This is a genomic window from Pseudomonas segetis, from assembly GCF_900188155.1.
GTDB classification, from domain to species: Bacteria; Pseudomonadota; Gammaproteobacteria; order Pseudomonadales; family Pseudomonadaceae; genus Aquipseudomonas; species Aquipseudomonas segetis.
The window spans coordinates 142193-162535 of the sequence record NZ_FZOG01000004.1 but is presented as its reverse complement, the minus strand read 5'-3'; the positions used below and the strand labels follow the sequence as shown (position 1 = coordinate 162535).

Here is a 20343-nt window from a genome sequence, read left to right as displayed (position 1 = left end):
GGTTAGACTCGGGCTTTTGTAGTCTTATCTTGGAGTTACTGCGTGAACACGGAAAACCATTCCCAGACGGCCGCGTTTCTTTGGTCCATTGCCGATCTGCTGCGCGGTGACTTCAAGCAATCGCAGTACGGCCGCATTATTCTGCCGTTCACCTTGCTGCGGCGTATGGAGTGCGTGCTGGAGCCGACCAAGGAAGCGGTGGTCCGTGAGTCCTATGCGCAGGAAGGTCGCCCCGATCATGTGCGTGAGATGCTTCTACTGCGCGCCGCCGGTCAGCCCTTCTTCAACGCCTCGAAACTGACCCTCGACACGCTTTCGGACAAACAGACAGTCGACGACCTGCTGAGCTACGTGCAGTCCTTTAGCAAGGACGCCCGCGAGATATTCGAGCACTTCCATTTCGAGGACTTCGTCCAGCAACTGGCCAGCGCCAACCTGCTGTACCAGGTAACTCAGCGTTTCGCAGCCGCCGACCTCAGCCCCGAGCGCATCAGCAATTTCGGCATGGGCATCATCTTTGAAGAGCTGATCCGCAAGTTCGCGGAAAGCTCTAATGAGACCGCCGGGGAACACTTCACCCCACGCGATATTGTGCACCTGACCACTTCGCTAGTGATCACCGATCAAGACCACAAGCTCGCGCCCAACAACATCGTCACCATCTACGACCCAACTGCCGGCACCGGCGGCTTTCTGTCTGAGGGTGATGAGTACATCCAATCCATCAGCGAGAAGGTCAGCGTGTCGCTGCATGGCCAGGAGCTAAACCCCGAGTCCTATGCCATCTGCAAGGCGGACATGCTGATTAAAGGGCAGAAGGTCGAGAACATTAAACTCGGCAACACCCTGTCCAACGACCAACTGGCCGGTCCCGAACATCACTTCGACTTTATGCTCAGCAACCCGCCGTTTGGCGTGGAATGGAAGAAGGTGCAGAAGCAGATCACCGACGAGCACAGCCACAAAGGCTTCGACGGCCGCTTCGGCCCCGGCCTGCCGCGTGTGTCCGACGGCTCCTTGCTGTTCCTACTGCACCTGGTCAGCAAAATGCGTGACCCGCGCCAGGACGGTAAAAGCAAAGGCGGCTCGCGCATCGGCATCATCCTCAACGGCTCGCCGCTGTTTACCGGCGGTGCCGGTTCGGGTGAGTCGGAGATTCGCCGTTACCTGCTGCAAAACGATCTGGTCGAGGCAATAGTCGCGTTGCCTACCGATATGTTCTACAACACCGGCATCGCCACCTATGTGTGGGTGTTGAGCAACCACAAGGCCTCGGTGCGCCAGGGCAAGGTGCAGTTGATCGACGGCAGCCAGCACTTTGCCAAGATGCGCAAATCCCTCGGCAGCAAGCGCCAGTACATCACCGAGGAGCAGATCGACGAACTGGTGCGCCTGTATGGGCGCTTCGAGGAAACCGCGCAGAGCAAGATCTTCCCCGTCGAAGCCTTCGGCTACCGGCGCATCACCGTCGAGCGTCCGCTGCGGCTGAACTTCCAGACAAGCGCCGAGCGCATCGAGAAAGTGCTGGCAGAAAAAGCCATCGAGAAGATGGAAGCCCCGACCCGCCAGCGTCTGATCGAAGCGCTGCAGGCCATGGATGCCAGTGTGCTGCATCGCAACCGTGAGCAGTTCAGCAAGCTGCTGAAGAAGACGCTCAGCGCTCACGATGTATCGCCCAGCACGCCCGAGCTGAAGGCCATCCTCAGCGCCCTGAGCGAGCGCGACCCCGAGGCGGATATCTGCATGGTCAAAGGCCAGCCGGAAGCCGACACCGGCCTGCGCGATAACGAGAACGTGCCGCTGGGCGAGTCGGTGTACGACTACTTCCAACGCGAAGTCATCCCACATGTGCCGGATGCCTGGATCGACGAAAGCAAGACCGATGCGCAGGATGGCGAGGTCGGCATTGTCGGTTTCGAGATTCCCTTTAACCGCCACTTCTATGTGTTCCAGCCACCGCGCCCGCTGGTCGAGATCGATTGCGACCTAAAAGCCTGCACCGACCGCATCAAGCAGATGATTGAGGGGCTGTCGGCATGACAAATTTGTCGGGAGCAAATTTGAACAATCGAGCAGCCGTTGGCCCGCAGGGCGAGGGCAGGGATAGCCCGAGTAGGTTTTCGAAGTATCCTGCGTACAAGGAGTCTGGAGTTGAGTGGTTGGGCGAGGTTCCGGAGCACTGGGAGAGTCGCAGACTCAAATTTCTATTCAGCCTGCAAAAACGTCCAGTTGTAGATGGTGACGGAATTGTCACTTGCTTCAGAGATGGCGCAGTGACACTCCGTTCCAATAGACGAACGGATGGATTCACTAATGCAGAAAAAGAGATCGGCTATCAAGGTATTCGCAAAGGTGACTTAGTCATTCATGCCATGGATGCTTTTGCCGGAGCAATTGGTGTTTCGGACTCTGATGGCAAATCCTCGCCGGTGTACTCGGCTTGCACACCCAATGAGGGAGTTTCTGCGTATTACTACGCGCGCTTGTTAAGGCACATGGCATTGGCGGGGTTTGTATCTTCACTTGCTAAGGGCATCAGAGAGCGCTCGACAGACTTTAGGTGGAGTGATGCTTCTGAAATCTATCTGCCATTCCCAAGTATTTCAGAACAAACCCAAATCGCTCATTTCCTCGACCACGAAACCGCCCGCATCGACGCGCTGATCGAAGAGCAGCAGCGCTTGATCGAACTGCTCAAGGAAAAGCGCCAGGCCGTGATTTCCCACGCCGTCACCAAAGGCCTCGACCCGACGGTGCCGATGAAAGACTCCGGCGTGGAGTGGCTAGGTGAGGTGCCGGCGCATTGGGTAGTACTAGCGATAAAGTGGAGAGCGAGAATTAAAAGCGGCGATGGTATATCTCCGGATTTAATTGAGAGCCAAGCCCAAGAGGATAAACCGCACCCCGTTATTGGCGGCAATGGTGTCATGGGGTTTACTTCCCAGGCGAATGTATCGCCCCCGCTAATTGTCATTGGACGAGTGGGAGCCCTATGTGGAAATGTGCACAAAGTTCATGAGCCGGCCTGGGTGAGTGATAACGCACTGATCCTCGACTTTGACCGCAGATCATTTGATATCAATTATCTTGTCCATGTCTTGGATGCTAGGAATTTGAACGAAATTTCGGACAAGTCAGCGCAACCGTTGATCACAGGTAGCAAGGTTACAAGCCAATATATTCCATGCCCTGGCCGTTATGAACAGCTGGCAATTTCCAAGTTTTTAGAAGGAGCTCTTTCAGAGTTTGATCAACTAGCGCTTGAGGGCATCAAGGGGATTGAGCTGCTTAAAGAACGCCGCTCCGCCCTAATCTCCGCCGCCGTTACCGGCAAAATCGATGTACGTGGCTGGCAACCACCGACCAGCGCGCCAACTCCCGAATTAGCACAAGAGGCCGTGTAATGGCGGACAGCAAGGGCGCGCAATTCCAATAAGGCATAATCGACGCCTTACGGCTTTACGCTTTGTGGAAGCCAGCAGCACAAAAATTTATGTATAGAAAACCATATGTAAATATGATGCGGTTATTTTTACATAGGGAAAACCTTGTGTAAGGACAGCGGCTCGATTTTCAACTCAGGGAATGACGATTAGGGGTGAGCATGGCGGACAGTAAGGAAGCGCAGTTCCAACAAGACATCATCGATGCGCTATCGGCCCAAGGCTGGCTAATTGGCACCGCCAACCGCTACGACTGCCGTACCGCGTTGTATACCGAAGATTTTCTCGGCTTTTTCAAAGAACCTTGGCTGGAGCGCTGGGGGGCGTTGGTATGAAGCAGCCCATGAGCCAGCAGCAGATTCAGCTTTTTACCTCAGCCGATGGCCAGGCACAGTTGCATGTTGCGCTAGAGCACGAAACCGTTTGGCTTAGCCTTCAGCAATTGACTGAGTTGTTTGGTCGAGACAAGTCGGTTATTTCGCGCCACCTGAAAAACATCTTTGATACCAACGAGTTGCAACGTGATGCAGTTGTTGCAAAAAATGCAACAACTGCCGCCGACGGCAAAACTTATCAAGTCGAGTACTTCAATCTCGATGCCATTATTTCAGTGGGTTATCGCGTGAGCTCCAGGCGGGCCACCCAGTTTCGCCAGTGGGCGACACGGGTGTTGCAGGCGCATCTGGTCGAAGGCTACACCCTCAATCAGCGCCGTCTGGCGGAGCGCGGTATTGAATTCGAGCAGGCAGTGAGCCTGTTGTCGCGCACACTGGCAAACCAACAACTGGTCAATACCCAGGGCCAAGCCGTGGTGCAGGTGATCAGTGACTATGCTCGCAGCTGGAGCTTGCTGCAGGGCTATGATGAGCAAAGCTTGGAGCAACAGAGTTCGGCCCAGACCAACATGCGCGCTCTGGCGCTGGAGGATGTGCTGGCAGCAATCGCGCAGCTGAAGGCCACGCTGATGGCCAAGGGCGAAGCGACCGAGCTGTTCGGCCAATTGCGTGGAGAGGGTTTGGCTTCGGCCATTGCTACCATCGAGCAAGGGTTTGCCAATGAATTGTTTTATCCCAACGTCGCCAGCCGGGCCGCGCACCTATTGTATTTTGTGATCAAGAATCACCCACTGGCTGATGGCAACAAGCGCAGTGGTTCGTTTCTTTTTCTCTGGTATTTGCAACTAAACCAGCACCTACTGGCGCGGCCAGTGGGCCAACTGATCAACGACAACACGCTGGTGGCTCTGGCCTTGTTGGTGGCCGAGAGCTTGCCTGAGCAGAAGGAATTGATGGTGCGTTTGATTGAACATTTTGTGCTGCTAAAGCCGCTGTAAAAACAACTAACAAGCTGCCGAACAAGGAGCCGAGCGTTATGGCGGATAGCCGAGAAATACAGTTCCAGCGAGACATCATTGATGCCCTGTCGGCTCAAGGCTGGTTAGTCGGCACTGCCAGCGCCTACGACCGGCACACAGCGTTGTATACCGAAGATTTTCTCGGTTACTTCAAAGAAGCATGGCCTGAGCGTTGGGACAAGTTCGCCAAAGCCAACCCGACTAATCCGGACGGCGTGCTGGTGCAAAAGCTGGTGCGCGAGCTGGAGCAGAGCGGCACCCTGGATGTGCTGCGCCACGGTTTTAAGCACTTGGGGCAGCGGCTGGAACTGTGCAGCTTTCAGCCCGACCACGGCATGAACCCGGATACCTTGAGGCGCTACCAGTGCAACCGTCTGCGTGTGGTGCCGGAGGTGTCTTACTCGCCCCATGCGCGTGAGGCTGGTAGCAGTGGGCAGAGCTACAACCCACGGCTGGATCTGGTGCTGTTCGTCAACGGCATCCCCACCGCCACGCTGGAGCTTAAAAGCGAGTTCAAGCAGTCGGTGGAAAACGCCAAGCGCCAGTACCGTTACGACCGCCCGGTAAAAGACCCGCTCACACGCAAGCCCGAGCCACTGCTTACCTTCAAACGCGGCGCGCTGGTGCACTTTGCAGTGGGCCAGAACGAAGTGGCGATGACCACCAAGCTGGCGGGTAAAGACACTTTCTTTTTGCCATTTAACCTGGGTAGTGAAGAGGGCGGCGCGGGTAATCCGTTGCCCGAGGACGACAGCCAATACGCCACCAGTTATCTGTGGCAGCGACTGTTTAAGCCCGATGCGTGGCTCAAGGTATTAGGACGCTTTTTGCACCTTGAGAAGAAAACCAGCGAGACTTTCGACGGCACGCAGGTGACCAAAGAAACTATGATCTTCCCGCGCTATCACCAGTGGGAAGTGGTTAATAAACTGATCGACACTACTCGCAGTGAAGGGCCAGGCAAGCGTTATTTGATCCAGCACAGCGCTGGTTCGGGCAAGTCCAATTCTATCGCTTGGTCGGCCCATCAGCTTTCTTCGCTGTACGACGATACCGGTCAGCGGCTGTTTAACTCGGTGATCGTCGTCACCGATCGCACGGTGCTCGACAGCCAACTGCAGAAAACCATTTACCAGTTCGAACATGCCCAAGGCGTGGTTAAGCCGATCACCCGTGATGTCGGCAATCAGAGCAAATCCGAGCAGCTTGCCGAGGCGTTGGCCGAGCAGACGCGCATTATCATCGTCACCATCCAGACCTTTCCGGCGCTGTTCGATGCACTGGATAAATACCCCAAGCTGGCCAGCGGGCGCTATGCGGTGATCGCCGACGAGGCGCACTCTTCGCAAACCGGCTCATCCGCCAGCAAGCTGAAACAGATTCTCGGCAGTGATGTGTTGGAAGGCGAGGAAATTAGCGCCGAAGAGTTGCTGGACGCCACCGTGCAGGCGCGCCAACCGAATGAACGCATCAGCTATTACGCCTTTACTGCAACGCCCAAGGCCAAGACGCTGGAGCTGTTCGGTCGCGAGCCTGACCCGACGTTACCGCGAAGTGCCAGCAACAAGCCGGAGGCGTTTCACCTGTATTCCATGCGCCAGGCTATCGAGGAGGGTTTTATCCTCGACGTGCTGCGCAACTACACCACATACAGCACCGCCTGGAAGATCGCCCATCCGGACGGTGAAGACGATGAGGTGGACAGCAAGAAGGCGCGCATCAAGCTGGCCCGCTGGGTGCGCCTGCACCCTTACAACATCAGCCAGAAAGTTGAGGTGATCGTCGAGCACTTCCGCGCCAATATCCGTGGCCTGTTGAATGGTCAAGCCAAAGCCATGGTCGTGACCAGCAGCCGTCAAGAGGCCGTGCGTTACCAATTGGCAGTGAAAGCCTATGTGCAGCAGATGGGCTACGGCGACGTGCATCCTTTAGTGGCGTTCTCCGGCAGCGTGTTGCCGGATGAAGTGATCCCCGAGGAAGTTACAGAAAGCAGCAGCCTGCTTAATGCGGGCTTGAATGGTCGCGACTTGGCCGCTGCGTTCGATACTCAAGACTTCAACGTGATGATTGCAGCTAATAAGTACCAGACGGGGTTTGATCAGCCGAAGCTTTGCGCCATGTACGTGGATAAGAAACTACAAGGCGTGGATTGTGTACAAACCCTATCACGGCTGAACCGTACCTTCCCTGCCAAGGAAACCTTCATCCTCGACTTCTTTAACGAGCCGCAGGACATTCTCGACGCCTTCTTGCCGTATTACACCAAGGCCGAACTGACTGATGTGACCGATCCGCAGATCATCTATGACTTGCAGAAAACCCTGGACGCCGAGGGCATTTATTACTGGGCTGAGGTTGAGGCGTTCGCCTTGGCTTTCTTCGACCCCAAGGCAGCCGCCAGCAAACTCAGCTATTACTGTCAGCCTGCCAAAGAGCGCTTTGCCAAGCGTCATGCCTTTAGCCAGGAGGCTCGCGAACAAGCGCTGGACTTCAAGCGCACCGCCGAGGCCAATGGCGACAGCGCCGGCCTGAAAAAGGCCGAGCACGCACTGAAGGAGGCAGGCGAGCAGGTTGATCAGCTCGATCTGTTCCGCAAAAATTTGCAGAGCTTTGTGCGCTTGTACGAGTTTCTCTCGCAAATTGTGCCGTATGAAGACCCGGAGTTGGAGCAGCTCTGTGTCTACGCCAAGCACCTGTACCCGCTGCTGCGAGTCGATCGCCTACAACAAGACGACGTGGACGTGGGCGAGCTGCAATTGAGCCACTACCGCCTGAGCAAGCGAGCCGAACACCAGCTGCGGCTGAGTGAGGGGGAAGGCGAATACAAGCTAAAGCCGGGTAGCGATGTGGGCAGCGGTAAGCCGCATGACCCAGAGAAGAAGCGCCTCTCGGAAATCATCGACGCGCTGAACGATATCTTCGGTGCCGAGGTGAGCGATGACGACCAACTGCAGTTCCTCACCGGTATCGCCCAGCGCATCAGCCGTCAGGAAGATGTGATGGCTCAGGTGAACAACCACTCGGTGGAGCAAGTAATGCACGGCCTGTTCCCCAAGCGCGTGCTGGATACCGTGTTGGACGCCATGACCGACCACGAGAAGCTGTCGCTGGAAGTGCTGGATAACGAGACCAAGAGCCGGGCGTTTGCGCTGGTGATTTTGAAGATGCTGAAGACGGCTGCGGGGCTCGATGAGAATGGCTTGCGCGGCGGCCTACAAGGTTAGGGAGTGACGATGGCAATTCCGGATTTTCAAACTGTGATGCGTCCCGTGCTTGCAACTGTGCAGAGTGGCGCGCCTTTGCCGCTAAACGAGCTGCGCGAGCGTGTGGCTGATCAGTTCCAGCTGACGGACGAGGAGCGCAAGGAGCGTCTGCCTTCCGGGCATCAGACGGTGATGAGTAACCGCGTCGGTTGGGCGCGTACTTACCTGAATAAAGCAGGGCTGTTGACTATTCCAAGCAAGGGCATGGTGCAGATCACTGCGCGTGGGCAAGAGGCTTTGGCCAATGGCCCCGAGCGCATTACTGTGAGTTGGTTGAAGCAATTCCCGGAGTTCGCAGACTTTCATACGGCTAGGCCCCAAACAGTCGATGTGCCGGCGATGGTTGAACTTGATAGCGCTGAGACCACACCAGACGAGCAATTGGCCGAGGCTCATCAGGCTCTTGTGCAGTCGCTGGCTGATGAGCTGTTGGCTCAGGTGCGGGCAGCGACGCCGAGCTTCTTCGAGCAACTGGTGGTTGATCTGATGTTGGCTATGGGCTACGGCGGCTCGCGCAAGGAAGCTGGTAAAGCAACGCAGGCAACCAACGATGATGGGATTGACGGGATCATCAAGGAAGACAAGCTCGGCCTTGATGTGATTTACCTGCAGGCCAAGCGCTGGACTAACACTGTACATCGCCCGGAAATCGACAAATTTATTGGCGCGCTAACCCGCCAACGCGCACGCAAGGGCGTGTTTATCACGACCTCGGATTTTTCCCAAGGCGCTCGTGATGCGGCTCTGGGGTTGGATATTAAAGTAGTCTTGATCGATGGCGTGGAGCTGGCGCGGTTGATGGTTGAAAACAATCTTGGCGTGAGTGTTAAGCAGGTCTACCAAGTGAAGCAGATCGACAGCGATTATTTTGCTGAGGAGTAATAGGCGGACATGGTATGCACAGTACCATCTTAAACAACGCTCGCATTGCCCGGAGTGTGGTGTGTAGCGTCGTTTATGACAGCAACGCCCGGCTTGTGGGCCGGGCGCTGCGCTTACTGTGGTGCGAGTTGCAATCATGTTTCGGGCAGGGCGCTGTCCAGGTAGCGCCCTGCCAGTTTGCAGGTCCGTTCAATCAGAAAGTCCGTCAGTTCCAGCGCCGTTGGCGAACCTGCGCGGGTATGCACCCAACCCAGGTAGGTCATGCCGCGTAGCGTGAGAAACGGCGTCAGCATGGCGAGGTCCTGCTTGGTGAGTGCGCGGACTGATTGATATCCCGCCAGCAGGGACGCCTGCATCTGGTCATAGCGTGGGTCATCCAGGCAAAAAAACAGGGCGGTCGCCAACTCGAACATATGCCAGCCAAAGCCTGCGTCGTCAAAGTCAATCAATCGCAACTTGGCTTTATCGAGCAGCAGGTTTTCAGGGACCAGATCAGCATGGATCATGCCGAAATTGGACAGGTTTCTGCCGTAGCGTCGCAGGTCTATGCGAGCCCTGCGACGAGCCGCCAGAAGCAACTGGCGTTGGTCGGTCGTTAGTGCATCCAGCTCCCAGAATCGGCCCCAGAAAGGTTGGTGACCGATCAGGCCTTCCTCATCCCAAGCGTGGCGGACGAATTCATCGGGTTGTTCCCAGCGTTCCCCATGGGTATGGATCCGGGCCGCCAGTGCGCCTGCCGCATGGAAGACATCCGGGGTGGAGTCATCGGCGTTGACCCCGTGTTCACTGGTGCCGAGCGTCTTGCCGGCAAGCCAGGCCAGCATGTCGATATGACGTGGTTCGCCGATGGATTCGCTGTACACGCTGACCAGTTGTTGCCGGTCTCGGGTGGGGATCACTTCAGGTACTTGCAGCCCACCTGCTGCCAGGGCTTCCATCCACTGCAGTTCCGAACGCAATGCGGCCTCTGTGTGGTAGTTGTGCCGGTGTACCCGCAAGGCGACACGTTGACCGTCATCCCGGCGGGCGGAGAAGACGGCGTTTTCGCGATATTTCACCAAGGTGAGTTCGCTGAAGCTGCCCTCCCATTGATGAAGGGCCGTATTGGCCAGTTCGTGTAGGCAGGATACTTGCTGGTCATTATCAAGGGCGTAGAAATGGCTCATGGGCGCCTCACAGTCCGTTCAATACGTCATCGAGGGTGTCGACAAACAGGTCGGCGTTGGCTTGTGTGAACACCAAGGGTGGACGCAGTTTGAGGATGTTGTCTCCAGCCCCGATCTTGCTGATCAATACGCCACGATCACGCATGCTGTTAACGATGCGTCTGGCCTCGATGCCGGCAGGCTCTTTACGGGTGCGCTCGCGTACCAGTTCCAGTGCATAGAAAAGCCCTTTGCCACGCACGTCGCCAATAATCTCGTGTTTGTCTTTGAGCTGCGCCAGGCGCTGCTGCAGGTGAGCTCCAACGGTCCTGGCATTAGCCAGCAGGTTTTCATTTTCGATGACATCAAGCACCGCCATGCCCACAGCCGCTGATACGGGAGAGCCGCCGAAGGTGTTGAAGTACATGGCGTTGCGCCCGAATGCCTCGACCCTTTCGCGTGAGCAGGCCAGGCCGGCGAGTGGGTGGCCGTTGCCCATTGGCTTGCCCAGGGTGACGATATCCGGCACTGCATTGTGTGCCTGGTGTCCCCACAGGTGTTCACCGGTACGGGCAAACCCGGCTTGTACTTCGTCTGCAATAAATACCCCGCCAGCCTCACGAATCAGAGCGACCGCCTTGTCGACAAAACCAACTGGCAAGCGTGGCAGGCCTTCGTTGGCGAACAGGGTGTCAATCAGCAGTGCTGCTGGCTGTATGCCGTCGGCTTTGAGCGAGGCAATTGCGTCTGCCACCCTGGCCGCGTACTGCTCGGCCATTTGCTCGGGGCTCATGCCTTCTGGTGCGTGGTAGAGGTTGGGAATGGGGACGGCTCGGGCATGCCTGGCGAATGGCTCAGGGGACGGCAATGCGGTGGTTACCTCGGCCAGCGAGGCGGTGTTGCCATGGTAGTTATAGTCACTGACGATCACTCCGCTGCCCCCCGTGGTGAAGCGGGCAATACGCAGTGCCAGTTCATTGGCTTCGCTACCGGTGCAGGTGAACATCAAGGTATTCAGTGGTTCTGCAAAGGTCGCGGACAGGCGCTCGGCATATTCGACAATGCCTTCATCCAGGTAGCGCGTGTGGATATTCAGGGTTGCAGCTTGCTTGCTCAGTGCTGCAACGACATGGGGGTGGCAGTGTCCGACTGACGGCACGTTGTTGTAGACGTCTAAATAACGGCGGCCATCGGCATCGTAAAGCCAGACCCCTTCACCCCGAACCAGGTGCAATGGGGTTTCATAAAACAGCGGAGACTGGTTGCCCATCACCTGAAAGCGGCGTTGCAGCAGGGTTGAGGTTTGCATGATTAGGCATCTCCGAGGGTCGAGGGCTGCTGCAGACGTAGCTTCTGAACAGCGAAGCTGACAGTGAAAAGCGCGAGGGTGAAAGCGATGGCCAGCAATATTGTCCATTCCAGCTGAAAGCAGGCCGCAATAACCACCAGGGTCAGCACCAGGCCCAGGCAAGCTACCCAACTGCCGCCAATAAATCGGAAAGGGCGCGGCAAGTCTGGATTGCTGCGCCGAATCTTCAGGTACGCGGCAAACAGGAACAGGTAGCAAAGGTTAAGCAGCAGGACCACCGCGACCAGAATCGTCTCAGGCGCGACTGTGGTCATGGGCAGGCCGATAACCGCCGTGAGGATCAAGGCGTTGCGTGGGGTGCCACGCGCGTTGGTCTGGGCAAGCAATGCTGGTAAATGTCCGTCCCGAGCCATGGCAAACAGCTGTCTTGAGCCAGCGTAGGTCAGGGAGAAAAAGGTGGCGATCAACCCGAACAAGGCGCCAAGGCCAACCACTGTTGCCAGCCAATTGTCTTGGCCGTAGGCATTGGGGCTGGTCATTGCCGCATACAGTGGGTCGTTAGCCGAGCCGACCAGCTCAACCCCACCGGCGCCCGGGGCACAGATCAGTACAGTCAATGCCGTCAGCAGCAGAACACCAACTGCCGCGAGTATTCCGCGTGGCATGTTACGCCCGGGGTTTTGCGCCTCTTCGGCAGCAGAACCTGTTTGCTCGACGGTGATAAACAGCCAGATCGCAAAGGGAATGCAGGCGAATATGCCGTGCAGGCTCAACTCTGTGCCGGATATCTGGCTGGAAAGTTGGTCGAAGTGGACAAATGGCAACATTGCCGCGCCAAAGACCAGTAACGCCACAACCGCAATGGCTCCAGCCAGCAGTGTGAGGCCCAAGGCTTCCCCCACGCCGCGAATGTGTATGGCGATGATGATGGAGAACAGGCATAGCTTGACTGGCCATCCCCCGACGCCCAGCACTGACTCTGTATAGGCTGAAACGAAGGTGGCTGCAGCGCCTGTACCTATGATCAGGGCCAGGGCTGTGGCGATGCCGATCAAGTAGCCAACGAATGGACCAAATGCACTTTGTGCATAGGAGAATACACCGCCCGCATTTGGCAACGCGGTTGACAGTTCCGCTACGCACAATGCCAACCCGCTACAGAGGGCGGCCATCAACAATGTTGCCGCCAGCATGTTGATCCATCCACCTGCGGCCAGCCCGAAGTTCCACCCGGAGAACTGACCGGCAATAACCAGTGCAACTCCCAGTCCCGCAATTTTTGGCCAGCCCAAAGCACTTTTATTCAGCACAGTCTTTCCCCTTATCAGTCGCGATGACCAGATTGTTATTAGTGAGATAGCAGACTCAAAACCAGTCTGTAGTCCGGTTATGGGCGAGTCAATCCTGCCTGAGCTAAACCTGTGCGGTTATCGCTCAGTGTTGGGCGGGTGTTATGAAGGGAGGTAAAGCTCTAGGTAGGCGATGGCGGCTCGCTCGCCTTCGCGGGCCATTTGCTCGATGATTTCCCCATGCTGCTGGACCGAAAGGCAATACAGGACATCTGCAATTTCGATTGCAAAGTAGAGTGTCTCTGCAGTCAGGCTTGAGGTTTCGATATGGGCCAGCTTGTGCAAATGCCCGAGTATGACTTGAGCCGCTTGTAAATCGTTGGCTCGGTCGCTGCGTTTTATTGCGGGTGGGGACTTGGGGCCATGGATCAGCTGGCGCGCAGCCGGGTCGCTGACAAGAAGTGCCGTGCCCCGGCGCAGGCAGAGCACAAAGATGTCACGCCAATCATCCAGGTCTTCTTCAATGGGGGCTGCAACTGCCGCGAACAGCTCCTGGCCAATTACGCCGACTACATCCATATACAGTTCTGCGATGTTCGCATAGCTATGGTAGGCAGAGCCTTTGGAGGCACCCGCTTCTGCAGCCACATCCGCCAGGGTGATCTGGTCAAGTTCAAAGCTGGCAAGCAAGCGACGGGTAGCTGCGATTAATTGTTGCCGTCGTAGTCGACCGCGGGCTTGAGTATTGGCTTTTTTGACAATTCTCGACATGACCCCTCCAGAGTCAACTCAGAGAGTCGGACCGCTGTGAAATGAATAGCGCTCAAGGTTACCCGAACGCAGCTGCAGTGTGGTGGTGTAAGTCAACGAATGCATGACCGCTCTGGTCTGCTTCTGGGCATTTTCAAACATTCGGAGCCAGGCTGCGCACTTTCTGAGGCATACCTTTGCCAGCCACTTCATCCAGAACGGCGGCAACATCCTGACCCTGCAGAAAATCCTTGGTCACTCCAGCCTTGCCATGACCATGCGCTATGCACACCTTGCACCCGATCACCTTCAGGATGCCGTGAGGTTAGGACCTCTAAGCTAATCACTCAATGACAGGTGCTCTGCTTCGGGGGAGGTTTGCTGTCGGCGGAATTGCTATCCATCCACCTGTATTTAGGCGCTTTTGCACAAAGCGTTGATAATCACTTGGGCTAGGTGCGGTCTTTCTACTGTGGCGTAACCTGTTACAGCGCTTGCATGCAGCCGCAATATTCAAAGAGCTGTCTTTCCCGCCATCCTGTCGCGCACGCAAGTGTTCGGCCGTACATTGGAAGTGCATGGCTTGTTTAACTGAAATTTTATGTTGGGTCGCGAACTCCTCAGCGGAGTTTTGCCACATCTGAAAGCCGCAATAGCAGCATTTGCCATTTTGGCGATTGAAAGCGGATTTTCGGTGTTTTTTTAGAGGGGATTGAGCCATGGCGGCCTCCTTATTATTTAAGGAAGTCCGCGTGTCCATTCGGTACAGGGGCGGTACCAGCAGCGATGCACTGCATGGCCAAGCACTACACTCATGCAAGTAGTAGCAAGCGCAAAATAGTTGGTATTTAGCAGGCGTGCAATCGTTGCTTTATCGCTGGTCGATTTTTCAGGTTCGACACTTTTTCGACACTTAACCCCCAGAAAGCAAAAAGCCCCTGAAAATCGCCAGGAATTTCAAGGGCTTATCGTGTTGCAAATGGTGGGGGCGGGGGGATTTGAACCCGCATCCAGGCCTTATAAAATGGGGCTTACAGCCTAGATGCTGGCATAAAGCTGTCATTTCTCGCCCGGGTCGGGGAAATATGTCATTCTCATGCTTGAGCCTTTTACGCCGATAAAAGGAAATCTGACACGGAAGGAATCCAAATGGCCGTACCCCTTGCCGCAGCTGCTAACAATCCTGATGGTGGCGCTACCTCAGCGTTTGATGACCGGGGGGCGTACCTTAAGTCCCTGACCCCTGAGATTGTGATTGCGCTTTGTGGGCCCATGGGAACGCCGTTGCACGAAGTCGGAAAGACATTTCAAGATTTACTCCGAGGAACTGACTTTGGATACGTAGATGTAAAAATTCTACGCCTTAGCGACCAGATTCGACGATTGAAGAAGTTAGAGCATGAAAAATCAATAGATCGGCTCATCGAAGCTGGCAACGAACTCCGACGTGAATACGGAAATGCGGTGCTTGCTAAGCTAGCGATTCAAGAGATCCTGATATCGAGGGCGGAGCATCAGGAGGCGCAAAACGCTGAGTTGCGAGGCAATGATCCTGATGCAGCATTAGATCCTGATGTTTCAATGCCTCGAGCCCCAAGAAAGTGTTGCCACATCATAGATTCAATAAAAAATATCGATGAGCTCGCACTTTTAAGATCGGTCTACGGTGACATGCTACATGTCATAGGCGTTTACTCGCCTATCGAAATGCGAGTTGAGCGAATTGCACGTATCAAAGGCCCTGATGATGAAGTACATAAGCTCATAGACAGAGACTCAGGTGAGGAAGTGAAATACGGTCAGAGTGTCGAAGATACGTTTCCGCGCTGCGACTTTTTTCTTCGGGTTGACTCTGCTACAGACTCGCAACGCAATACAAGGGTAAGGCGATTTCTTGAACTGATGCTCGGGACGAGGATTATCACGCCCACTATAAATGAGCGAGCGATGTACGCGGCCTATTCAGCTGCACGCAATTCTGCATGCCTATCTCGACAAGTAGGCGCTGCGATCACAAATGCTGAGGGTGAAATTCTTGCTTCGGGTTGGAACGACGTTCCTAAAGCATTTGGCGGGCTTTACCATACCGTCGATCAGAATTCATCAACTGACGATGATCGTAGGTGTTGGAATATTGAAGGTGGTAGGTGCTTCAACGATGACGAGAAAACTACAATTGCAAATGCGATGGCCGATCGCTTGATAGCAACCGGGCTGGTGGAGGAGTCCAACAGGGCGCGCGCGTTTGAAATGCTTAGAAAAGATTCTCAGCTGAAAAGTTTGATTGAGTTTTCGCGCGCAGTGCACGCTGAAATGCACGCCCTTTTAACTGCTGGAGAAACCAAGGGTGGACAGATCAGGAATGGCAAACTGTTTGTTACCACCTACCCATGTCACTCTTGTGCCAGGCATTTGGTGGCTGCGGGCGTCAAAGAGGTCTACTTTCTTGAGCCCTACAGGAAAAGCTTGGCGACTAGATTGCATTCTGACTCCATTACTGAGCGGGAAAGCGACGATTCGAAGGTACGCTTGATGCCCTTTGACGGGGTCGCGCCCTCTAGATTCCTACGATTCTTTTCAGCACACCCCGGGGGTAGGAAGGATCAGAAGGGGATCATGCATGTTCATGAGGCTTCTCCCGTGACATCTATCACCCTTGAGGCTATACATACGCTTGAAGCTTTTACCTTAAGAGCATTAGAATCCGCCGGCTTGAACAAACGGTGACTGAAAATGTCTGAAACTGACCTCAATCTTATGGAAGCCAGCATGGAACACCACGTCCAACTTACCCTGGATTTTCATGGCGTTGCAGAGCGTATGAGTGATTTTCCAGAATTCGTGCAGCCTCTGCCGGGCGCGCTTCACCACCGTTTTAAGTTGATGCCTGAGAAGCCGATTTCCAACGTTGTCATGTTGAATCCGCGCGCGTCCGTGACCGTTAGTCGTAATAGTGATTTGATCGGGCGAATCCTTAGGAGTGTTCGCTTCCACGGCTAATGGCTTCATGATCAGCGGCAGGGGCCCATAGACGCTCAGCTTTTTGACCTGTGTTCGTATCTGCGGCAGGCATCCACCTGCCGTACACTCTTGCAATCATCGTCCAGTCGGTGTGGCCCATCTGTTTGGCGACCCTCATAGGATGCTCACCTGCAGATAGCATCATCGACGTATATGTGTGGCGTGTTTGATAAGGGCGGCGGTAACGAACGCCGGCCTTTTTCATGGCAGGGACCCACATCGTCTTCCTGATCGGGCCATCCCCTGCCCAGCGCTGCAACGTTCTGGGATTCTGGAACACCTCGGCATCGGCGAGAAAGGTGTGGGCTTTCTGCGCCTTCAATGCTGCCATCGCCGGGCGCAGCAGCTTCACGCTACGGCGGCCCGCTGCGGTCTTTGTCGCTTCGGCCTTACCTTTTGCGGCCTGGGTCATAGCGTGATTCACCGTTACCTCCTCGCGCAGCCAGTCGATGTCGCCCCAGTCTAAGGCAACCAACTCGCTGGTGCGCAAGCCTGTCCATAGGGCGAACATGCATCATGTTGCGGGCTTTCCCCGAGAGGACACCCAGTACTGCCTGCTGCTCCTCCGGACTGAACGGATCAACATCATCTTCCTTCGGTGGCGCTTCTTTCCGGGAGTATGTCCAGCCAGCAAGCGGATTGATATCGATCAACTCCTCTTCCGCCGCGTCGTTGAGCGCGGATCGCAGACAGCTCTGGATATTGCTCAGCGTCTTGTTGCCGACCTGCAGAGTGTTCAGCCAGTCGCGCACCGTCTTGCGCTTCAGATCGACCAGCATATGGTCGCCCAGGGCTGAGATCAGGCGCAGCACTACCAGCTTGCGATAGCTGTCATACGTGCTGCTCGCGATGTGCTTACGTTTCGCTTCAAGCCACCTGGTCAAGAACCCGTTCAATGTTTCCCGGCTGGCCTCAGGCGCAAATTTTGCCGCCCGGGCAGACCTCGGAAAGGTCACCGAGTAGTCAAAGGTGCCGATCGATATCGCGTGTTCAATCGCTGCCTTATGCTGCTCGGCTTTTTTCATGTTAGTGGCGGTGGGCTTGAGTGTGATCCGCTCGCGGCACCGGACACCCCGATACATGAACGTGATTTCGATGCTCGTATCGGAGACCGCCCGAACTCCCCTCCCGTCTCTACCCATGACTCATATCCCTCAATATCAAGAAGTGTCCGGCCATCCGGAGCTTTGATCCATATCTCTCCAAGTCGCCAAATCCCGTCGCGAAGCTTCGAGCGGATAGCGTCTTCGGAGTAGCTAGACTCGCTGGCGAATTTCCTGACGGTCACGTAGCGCATATGTCGTTAGTTCTGACTCGTCAGGGTTTGCGACTGCGCGCAGGATGACGTATCTGTTAGTTGACTCCGGCTTGCTGGAAAAGCGTTGTCTTCCGACTTGTCGTTGACTTCGTGCATGTAAACGCAGCGGTTAACCTTGTATTGGTTCATTTTCCGAGTTCCTTTGAGCTACCCGGATAGGCTACGGGCGGCTGTCCGGCGTGTGTTTCGCTTTCAGGCAACAAAAGCGACGGAATTTGAAATCAGGATTTCCCAGACAGGGAAAGTGGGTGAGCCTGCGCGGAGTGACGTGACGCGAGTCAGGTTGCAGGTTGTCCTGTAAAACCCTCAGGTCTGCTGCAGCCTTTTCTGCTCGTATGCAATGCGGTTCATTACGCAAACTGGAATTGCGAACCCTTGGATATTTGTTTTGAGGGTTTCGCAACCGTCTTCGACGATTCCGCAGGGCACACCCCGACGGAAACGCATTCCCCTCCCGATGTAATTCCGCAGGATGATTTCCCAGGACTCGTCGTCGTAATAGAAGCCCGATATCTCAGCCCCGTTCGCCGTAACGCCGCTTCCAACAATGCCTGCAGCTGTCAGACAGAAAATTTCTACTTGGTTTTCCTGTGTCACAGGTACGGTGTAAATCCGACCGTTCGGTGCTACTGGAGGGAAAGTCTGTCCATTGCCTAAGTGGCGAAATTCCATGGTGATGCTCCGCATGCATGAGGTTGCATGACACGCTATGCCAAGGTCTGGAAATCCCAAGCCTGCGGAGCTCATAGGCTTATGCCATTGGGTTTCCTGGAAGCCTTCGTAAGCTGTGGCAATCAACACAGGGAGTGACTCCATGGGTAACAAATCAACAACGATCCGAATCGGCGTGTTGGCCGCTACAGTAGCTCTTCTGGTTGGGTGCTCTGGCACCCAGGGGGCTAGGACTGTGCAGCTTCCTGAGTCGAAGGATGTACCGAGGGAAAAATGGTCGGATGCGATGCACGTTCTGACTGCTATGGGGATTTCCGGGCAGCGTGACGTTCCAATCGAGATGGTAGGGGGAGTTGATAGAGTGAGCCTCACCAAAAGCTCAGTGGCAGGGCTAGGGACGCTGGATTAAGTGCGATTGGATATGTCTTACCACCTTCAGGCATGAGCGGTGGCGCAGCCGCAGGTGTTGGCTTGGGTTTGATGCTACTGGGTGGATCAAGTGATCCGGCTCGGGCAACTCAGGTTGTTGCCTGGGTGCCTTCCGATCAGGCCGGCTCACCAGAGGAGGCATCGGCTCTGGCCCAGCAGAAGGTGGAGGAGGCCCGCAGAAAGAGTTTCTCAGGTGGTTTGTCAAAGCTGGGTATGCAGACCGGCCGATACCCTGATGGTCATTCGCGCTCGTACGCAACGCCAGCAGATATCTTTGCGGAACGTCCTATCCCATTCGCGGATACACCCGCTGCGTCACCAAGCTTCTTGGCGTCGCCTCGCAGCTACGGGCCGATATTTATCCGGCACAACCAGTTCACGCTTGATGCTTACAAGAACGACATGACGACCTCGGAAGCCATGCTGCAGGCATCGAAGTACCTACCCGAATGGATCTACATCTACCATCACTGGTCAGTGACTGAGGAAGGATTCGATCCCAGCGGCCATCTTCAACCAAGGCCGAGCACTCTACTTCGTAGGAAAATAATCCTGCTGGTTTTTCGTCGCTGTCTTTCGCAAGTCTGCGACGATTTTTTGGGTATGCCTATCCAGATACAGGCTTATTTTGCTTTTTTCAGGCTTATCGCTTGATATGTAACACTCAATATGCAACATATTTAGTAGAGCACCCTAACTGATACAGGCCCCCTTCATGTTCATCCGCGCATACCTCAGGGCTTCCACCGAAGAACAAAACGCTGGCCGCGCTCGCGCCTCGCTCGAGCAGTTCGCCAGCGATCACAGCAAGGTCATTGCAAGCGTGTACCTGGAGAACGCCAGCGGTGCTACTGCAGACCGGCCTGAGCTGATGCGTCTGCTTAAGGATGCCCGTAAGGGGGACGTGTTGCTGGTTGAGTCGATAGACCGTCTATCCCGCCTCCCAGTGGAAGACTGGCAAAAGCTCAAGGCTGCTATTGACTCCAAGGGCCTGCGCATCGTCGCGCTAGACCTGCCGACCAGCCACCAGGGCATGCAGGACACCAAGGGAGATGAGTTCACCGGGCGGATGCTGGTGGCAATCAACTCAATGCTGGTGGAAATGATGGCCGCCATTGCGCGCAAGGATTACGAGCAGCGCCGCGAGCGCCAGGCACAGGGTATCGAGAAAGCCAAAGCTGCTGGAAAATACCAAGGCCGGCCAGTCGACGCCGATCTGCACAAGCGCGTCACTGAGCTGCTCAAGGCAGGGTTGGGCATCCGAGCAACAGCCCGACACGCGAGCTGCTCGACAACAACAGTTCTAAGAGTCAGGGACCAAACTCAGACTTAAGCGCTTCACTGCATCGTGCAGATGGCTTTGCAGTGCTCGAATTCTAGGTGTGTAAATATTGTCACGCCAAACACAATCTCGAGCGCTTCTCGCTTTCCATGTTTAACAAATCCGCGCTCATCCGCGCTAGGCTGA

General features: G+C 55.4%; 16 protein-coding genes and 2 pseudogenes. 11 read left to right on the top strand and 7 right to left on the bottom strand.

All coding sequences use genetic code 11. The features are described 5' to 3' along the window. The first annotated feature begins 42 nt into the window (after positions 1-42). From CHB79_RS14610 to CHB79_RS14590, 6 genes are all read left to right on the top strand, one after another. Positions 43-2040, top strand: coding sequence for a type I restriction-modification system subunit M (locus tag CHB79_RS14610; RefSeq protein ID WP_089360460.1), 1998 nt, complete (start codon positions 43-45; stop codon positions 2038-2040). Then, positions 2037-3404 (top strand): restriction endonuclease subunit S, encoded by a 1368-nt coding sequence (locus CHB79_RS22240; protein ID WP_245851497.1) that lies wholly within the window; start codon positions 2037-2039, stop codon positions 3402-3404. The genes CHB79_RS14610 and CHB79_RS22240 overlap by 4 nt, the downstream gene beginning before the upstream one ends. Before the next feature lie 200 nt (positions 3405-3604). Then, positions 3605-3778, top strand: a complete 174-nt coding sequence (locus CHB79_RS22070; protein WP_176443198.1) for a hypothetical protein — start codon at positions 3605-3607, stop codon at positions 3776-3778. Then, positions 3775-4776 carry a virulence RhuM family protein/type II toxin-antitoxin system death-on-curing family toxin gene (locus tag CHB79_RS14600; RefSeq protein ID WP_245851495.1) on the top strand — a complete coding sequence of 334 codons (1002 nt, stop codon included), beginning with the start codon at positions 3775-3777 and terminating at the stop codon, positions 4774-4776. Before CHB79_RS22070 ends, CHB79_RS14600 begins: the two co-directional genes overlap by 4 nt. A 38-nt stretch (positions 4777-4814) precedes the next feature. Then, on the top strand, positions 4815-8021 hold the full coding sequence (locus tag CHB79_RS14595) for a type I restriction endonuclease subunit R (RefSeq protein ID WP_089360459.1): 3207 nt from the start codon (positions 4815-4817) through the stop codon (positions 8019-8021). Positions 8022-8030: 9 nt separating this feature from the next. After that, positions 8031-8942, top strand: a complete 912-nt coding sequence (locus CHB79_RS14590) for a restriction endonuclease (protein WP_089360458.1) — start codon at positions 8031-8033, stop codon at positions 8940-8942. 134 nt (positions 8943-9076) lie between these two features. On the opposite strand, the gene CHB79_RS14585 is transcribed toward CHB79_RS14590, so the two are convergent. The 4 genes from CHB79_RS14585 to CHB79_RS14570 all read right to left on the bottom strand — a co-directional run bounded on the left by CHB79_RS14585 (position 9077) and on the right by CHB79_RS14570 (position 13456). Beyond that, a complete protein-coding gene (locus CHB79_RS14585) occupies positions 9077-10108 on the bottom strand; it encodes a phosphotransferase enzyme family protein (RefSeq protein ID WP_089360457.1) in 1032 nt (343 codons plus the stop codon). Between the two features lie 7 nt (positions 10109-10115). Next, the gene (locus tag CHB79_RS14580) at positions 10116-11396 is read right to left on the bottom strand and encodes an aspartate aminotransferase family protein (RefSeq protein WP_089360456.1); all 1281 of its coding nucleotides are present in this window, start codon (positions 11394-11396) and stop codon (positions 10116-10118) included. A gap of 2 nt (positions 11397-11398) precedes the next feature. After that, positions 11399-12706, bottom strand: a complete 1308-nt coding sequence (locus CHB79_RS14575) for an amino acid permease (protein ID WP_089360455.1) — start codon at positions 12704-12706, stop codon at positions 11399-11401. A 141-nt stretch (positions 12707-12847) separates the two neighbouring features. After that, the gene (locus CHB79_RS14570; protein WP_089360454.1) at positions 12848-13456 is read right to left on the bottom strand and encodes a TetR/AcrR family transcriptional regulator; all 609 of its coding nucleotides are present in this window, start codon (positions 13454-13456) and stop codon (positions 12848-12850) included. Positions 13457-13604: 148 nt separating this feature from the next. Between CHB79_RS14570 and CHB79_RS14565 the strand changes: the two are divergent. After that, positions 13605-13778: pseudogene (locus CHB79_RS14565) on the top strand (tyrosine-type recombinase/integrase); the annotation flags it as partial. On the opposite strand, the gene CHB79_RS22235 reads toward CHB79_RS14565, so the two are convergent. Beyond that, complete coding sequence (locus CHB79_RS22235) at positions 13779-14015, bottom strand: HNH endonuclease (protein ID WP_245851516.1); 237 nt, start codon at positions 14013-14015, stop codon at positions 13779-13781. Between the two features lie 569 nt (positions 14016-14584). Between CHB79_RS22235 and CHB79_RS14555 the strand changes: the two genes are divergently transcribed. Both CHB79_RS14555 and CHB79_RS21935 read left to right on the top strand, forming a co-directional pair. Then, on the top strand, positions 14585-16162 hold the full coding sequence (locus CHB79_RS14555) for an anti-phage dCTP deaminase (RefSeq protein WP_089360452.1): 1578 nt from the start codon (positions 14585-14587) through the stop codon (positions 16160-16162). Positions 16163-16168: 6 nt separating this feature from the next. Beyond that, on the top strand, positions 16169-16435 hold the full coding sequence (locus tag CHB79_RS21935; protein WP_141133430.1) for a hypothetical protein: 267 nt from the start codon (positions 16169-16171) through the stop codon (positions 16433-16435). Here CHB79_RS21935 and CHB79_RS22330 read toward each other — a convergent pair. Together CHB79_RS22330 and CHB79_RS14540 are read right to left on the bottom strand one after the other, a co-directional pair. Continuing rightward, positions 16410-17598, bottom strand: a pseudogene (locus tag CHB79_RS22330) (Arm DNA-binding domain-containing protein). The gene CHB79_RS21935 and the pseudogene CHB79_RS22330 sit on opposite strands and share 26 nt — an antisense overlap. Before the next feature lie 482 nt (positions 17599-18080). After that, positions 18081-18446, bottom strand: a complete 366-nt coding sequence (locus CHB79_RS14540; RefSeq protein ID WP_089360599.1) for a hypothetical protein — start codon at positions 18444-18446, stop codon at positions 18081-18083. Positions 18447-18917: 471 nt separating this feature from the next. Between CHB79_RS14540 and CHB79_RS22065 the strand changes: the two genes are divergently transcribed. Next, positions 18918-19529 carry a hypothetical protein gene (locus CHB79_RS22065; protein ID WP_176443197.1) on the top strand — a complete coding sequence of 204 codons (612 nt, stop codon included), beginning with the start codon at positions 18918-18920 and terminating at the stop codon, positions 19527-19529. Between the two features lie 61 nt (positions 19530-19590). Next, positions 19591-20208 (top strand): recombinase family protein, encoded by a 618-nt coding sequence (locus CHB79_RS14530; protein ID WP_089360450.1) that lies wholly within the window; start codon positions 19591-19593, stop codon positions 20206-20208. Positions 20209-20343: the final 135 nt, after the last annotated feature.

What these genes read in the sequence shown, in the direction of transcription:
- CHB79_RS14570 (WP_089360454.1), bottom strand. Translation starts at nt 13,456, where the DNA reads ATGTCGAGAATTGTCAAAAAAGCCAATACTCAAGCCCGCGGTCGACTA.
- CHB79_RS14600 (WP_245851495.1), top strand. Translation starts at nt 3,775, where the DNA reads ATGAAGCAGCCCATGAGCCAGCAGCAGATTCAGCTTTTTACCTCAGCC.
- CHB79_RS14585 (WP_089360457.1), bottom strand. Translation starts at nt 10,108, where the DNA reads ATGAGCCATTTCTACGCCCTTGATAATGACCAGCAAGTATCCTGCCTA.
- CHB79_RS22240 (WP_245851497.1), top strand. Translation starts at nt 2,037, where the DNA reads ATGACAAATTTGTCGGGAGCAAATTTGAACAATCGAGCAGCCGTTGGC.
- CHB79_RS14555 (WP_089360452.1), top strand. Translation starts at nt 14,585, where the DNA reads ATGGCCGTACCCCTTGCCGCAGCTGCTAACAATCCTGATGGTGGCGCT.
- CHB79_RS14590 (WP_089360458.1), top strand. Translation starts at nt 8,031, where the DNA reads ATGGCAATTCCGGATTTTCAAACTGTGATGCGTCCCGTGCTTGCAACT.
- CHB79_RS22070 (WP_176443198.1), top strand. Translation starts at nt 3,605, where the DNA reads ATGGCGGACAGTAAGGAAGCGCAGTTCCAACAAGACATCATCGATGCG.
- CHB79_RS22235 (WP_245851516.1), bottom strand. Translation starts at nt 14,015, where the DNA reads ATGCACTTCCAATGTACGGCCGAACACTTGCGTGCGCGACAGGATGGC.
- CHB79_RS14595 (WP_089360459.1), top strand. Translation starts at nt 4,815, where the DNA reads ATGGCGGATAGCCGAGAAATACAGTTCCAGCGAGACATCATTGATGCC.
- CHB79_RS14540 (WP_089360599.1), bottom strand. Translation starts at nt 18,446, where the DNA reads ATGGAATTTCGCCACTTAGGCAATGGACAGACTTTCCCTCCAGTAGCA.
- CHB79_RS14530 (WP_089360450.1), top strand. Translation starts at nt 19,591, where the DNA reads ATGTTCATCCGCGCATACCTCAGGGCTTCCACCGAAGAACAAAACGCT.
- CHB79_RS14580 (WP_089360456.1), bottom strand. Translation starts at nt 11,396, where the DNA reads ATGCAAACCTCAACCCTGCTGCAACGCCGCTTTCAGGTGATGGGCAAC.
- CHB79_RS21935 (WP_141133430.1), top strand. Translation starts at nt 16,169, where the DNA reads ATGTCTGAAACTGACCTCAATCTTATGGAAGCCAGCATGGAACACCAC.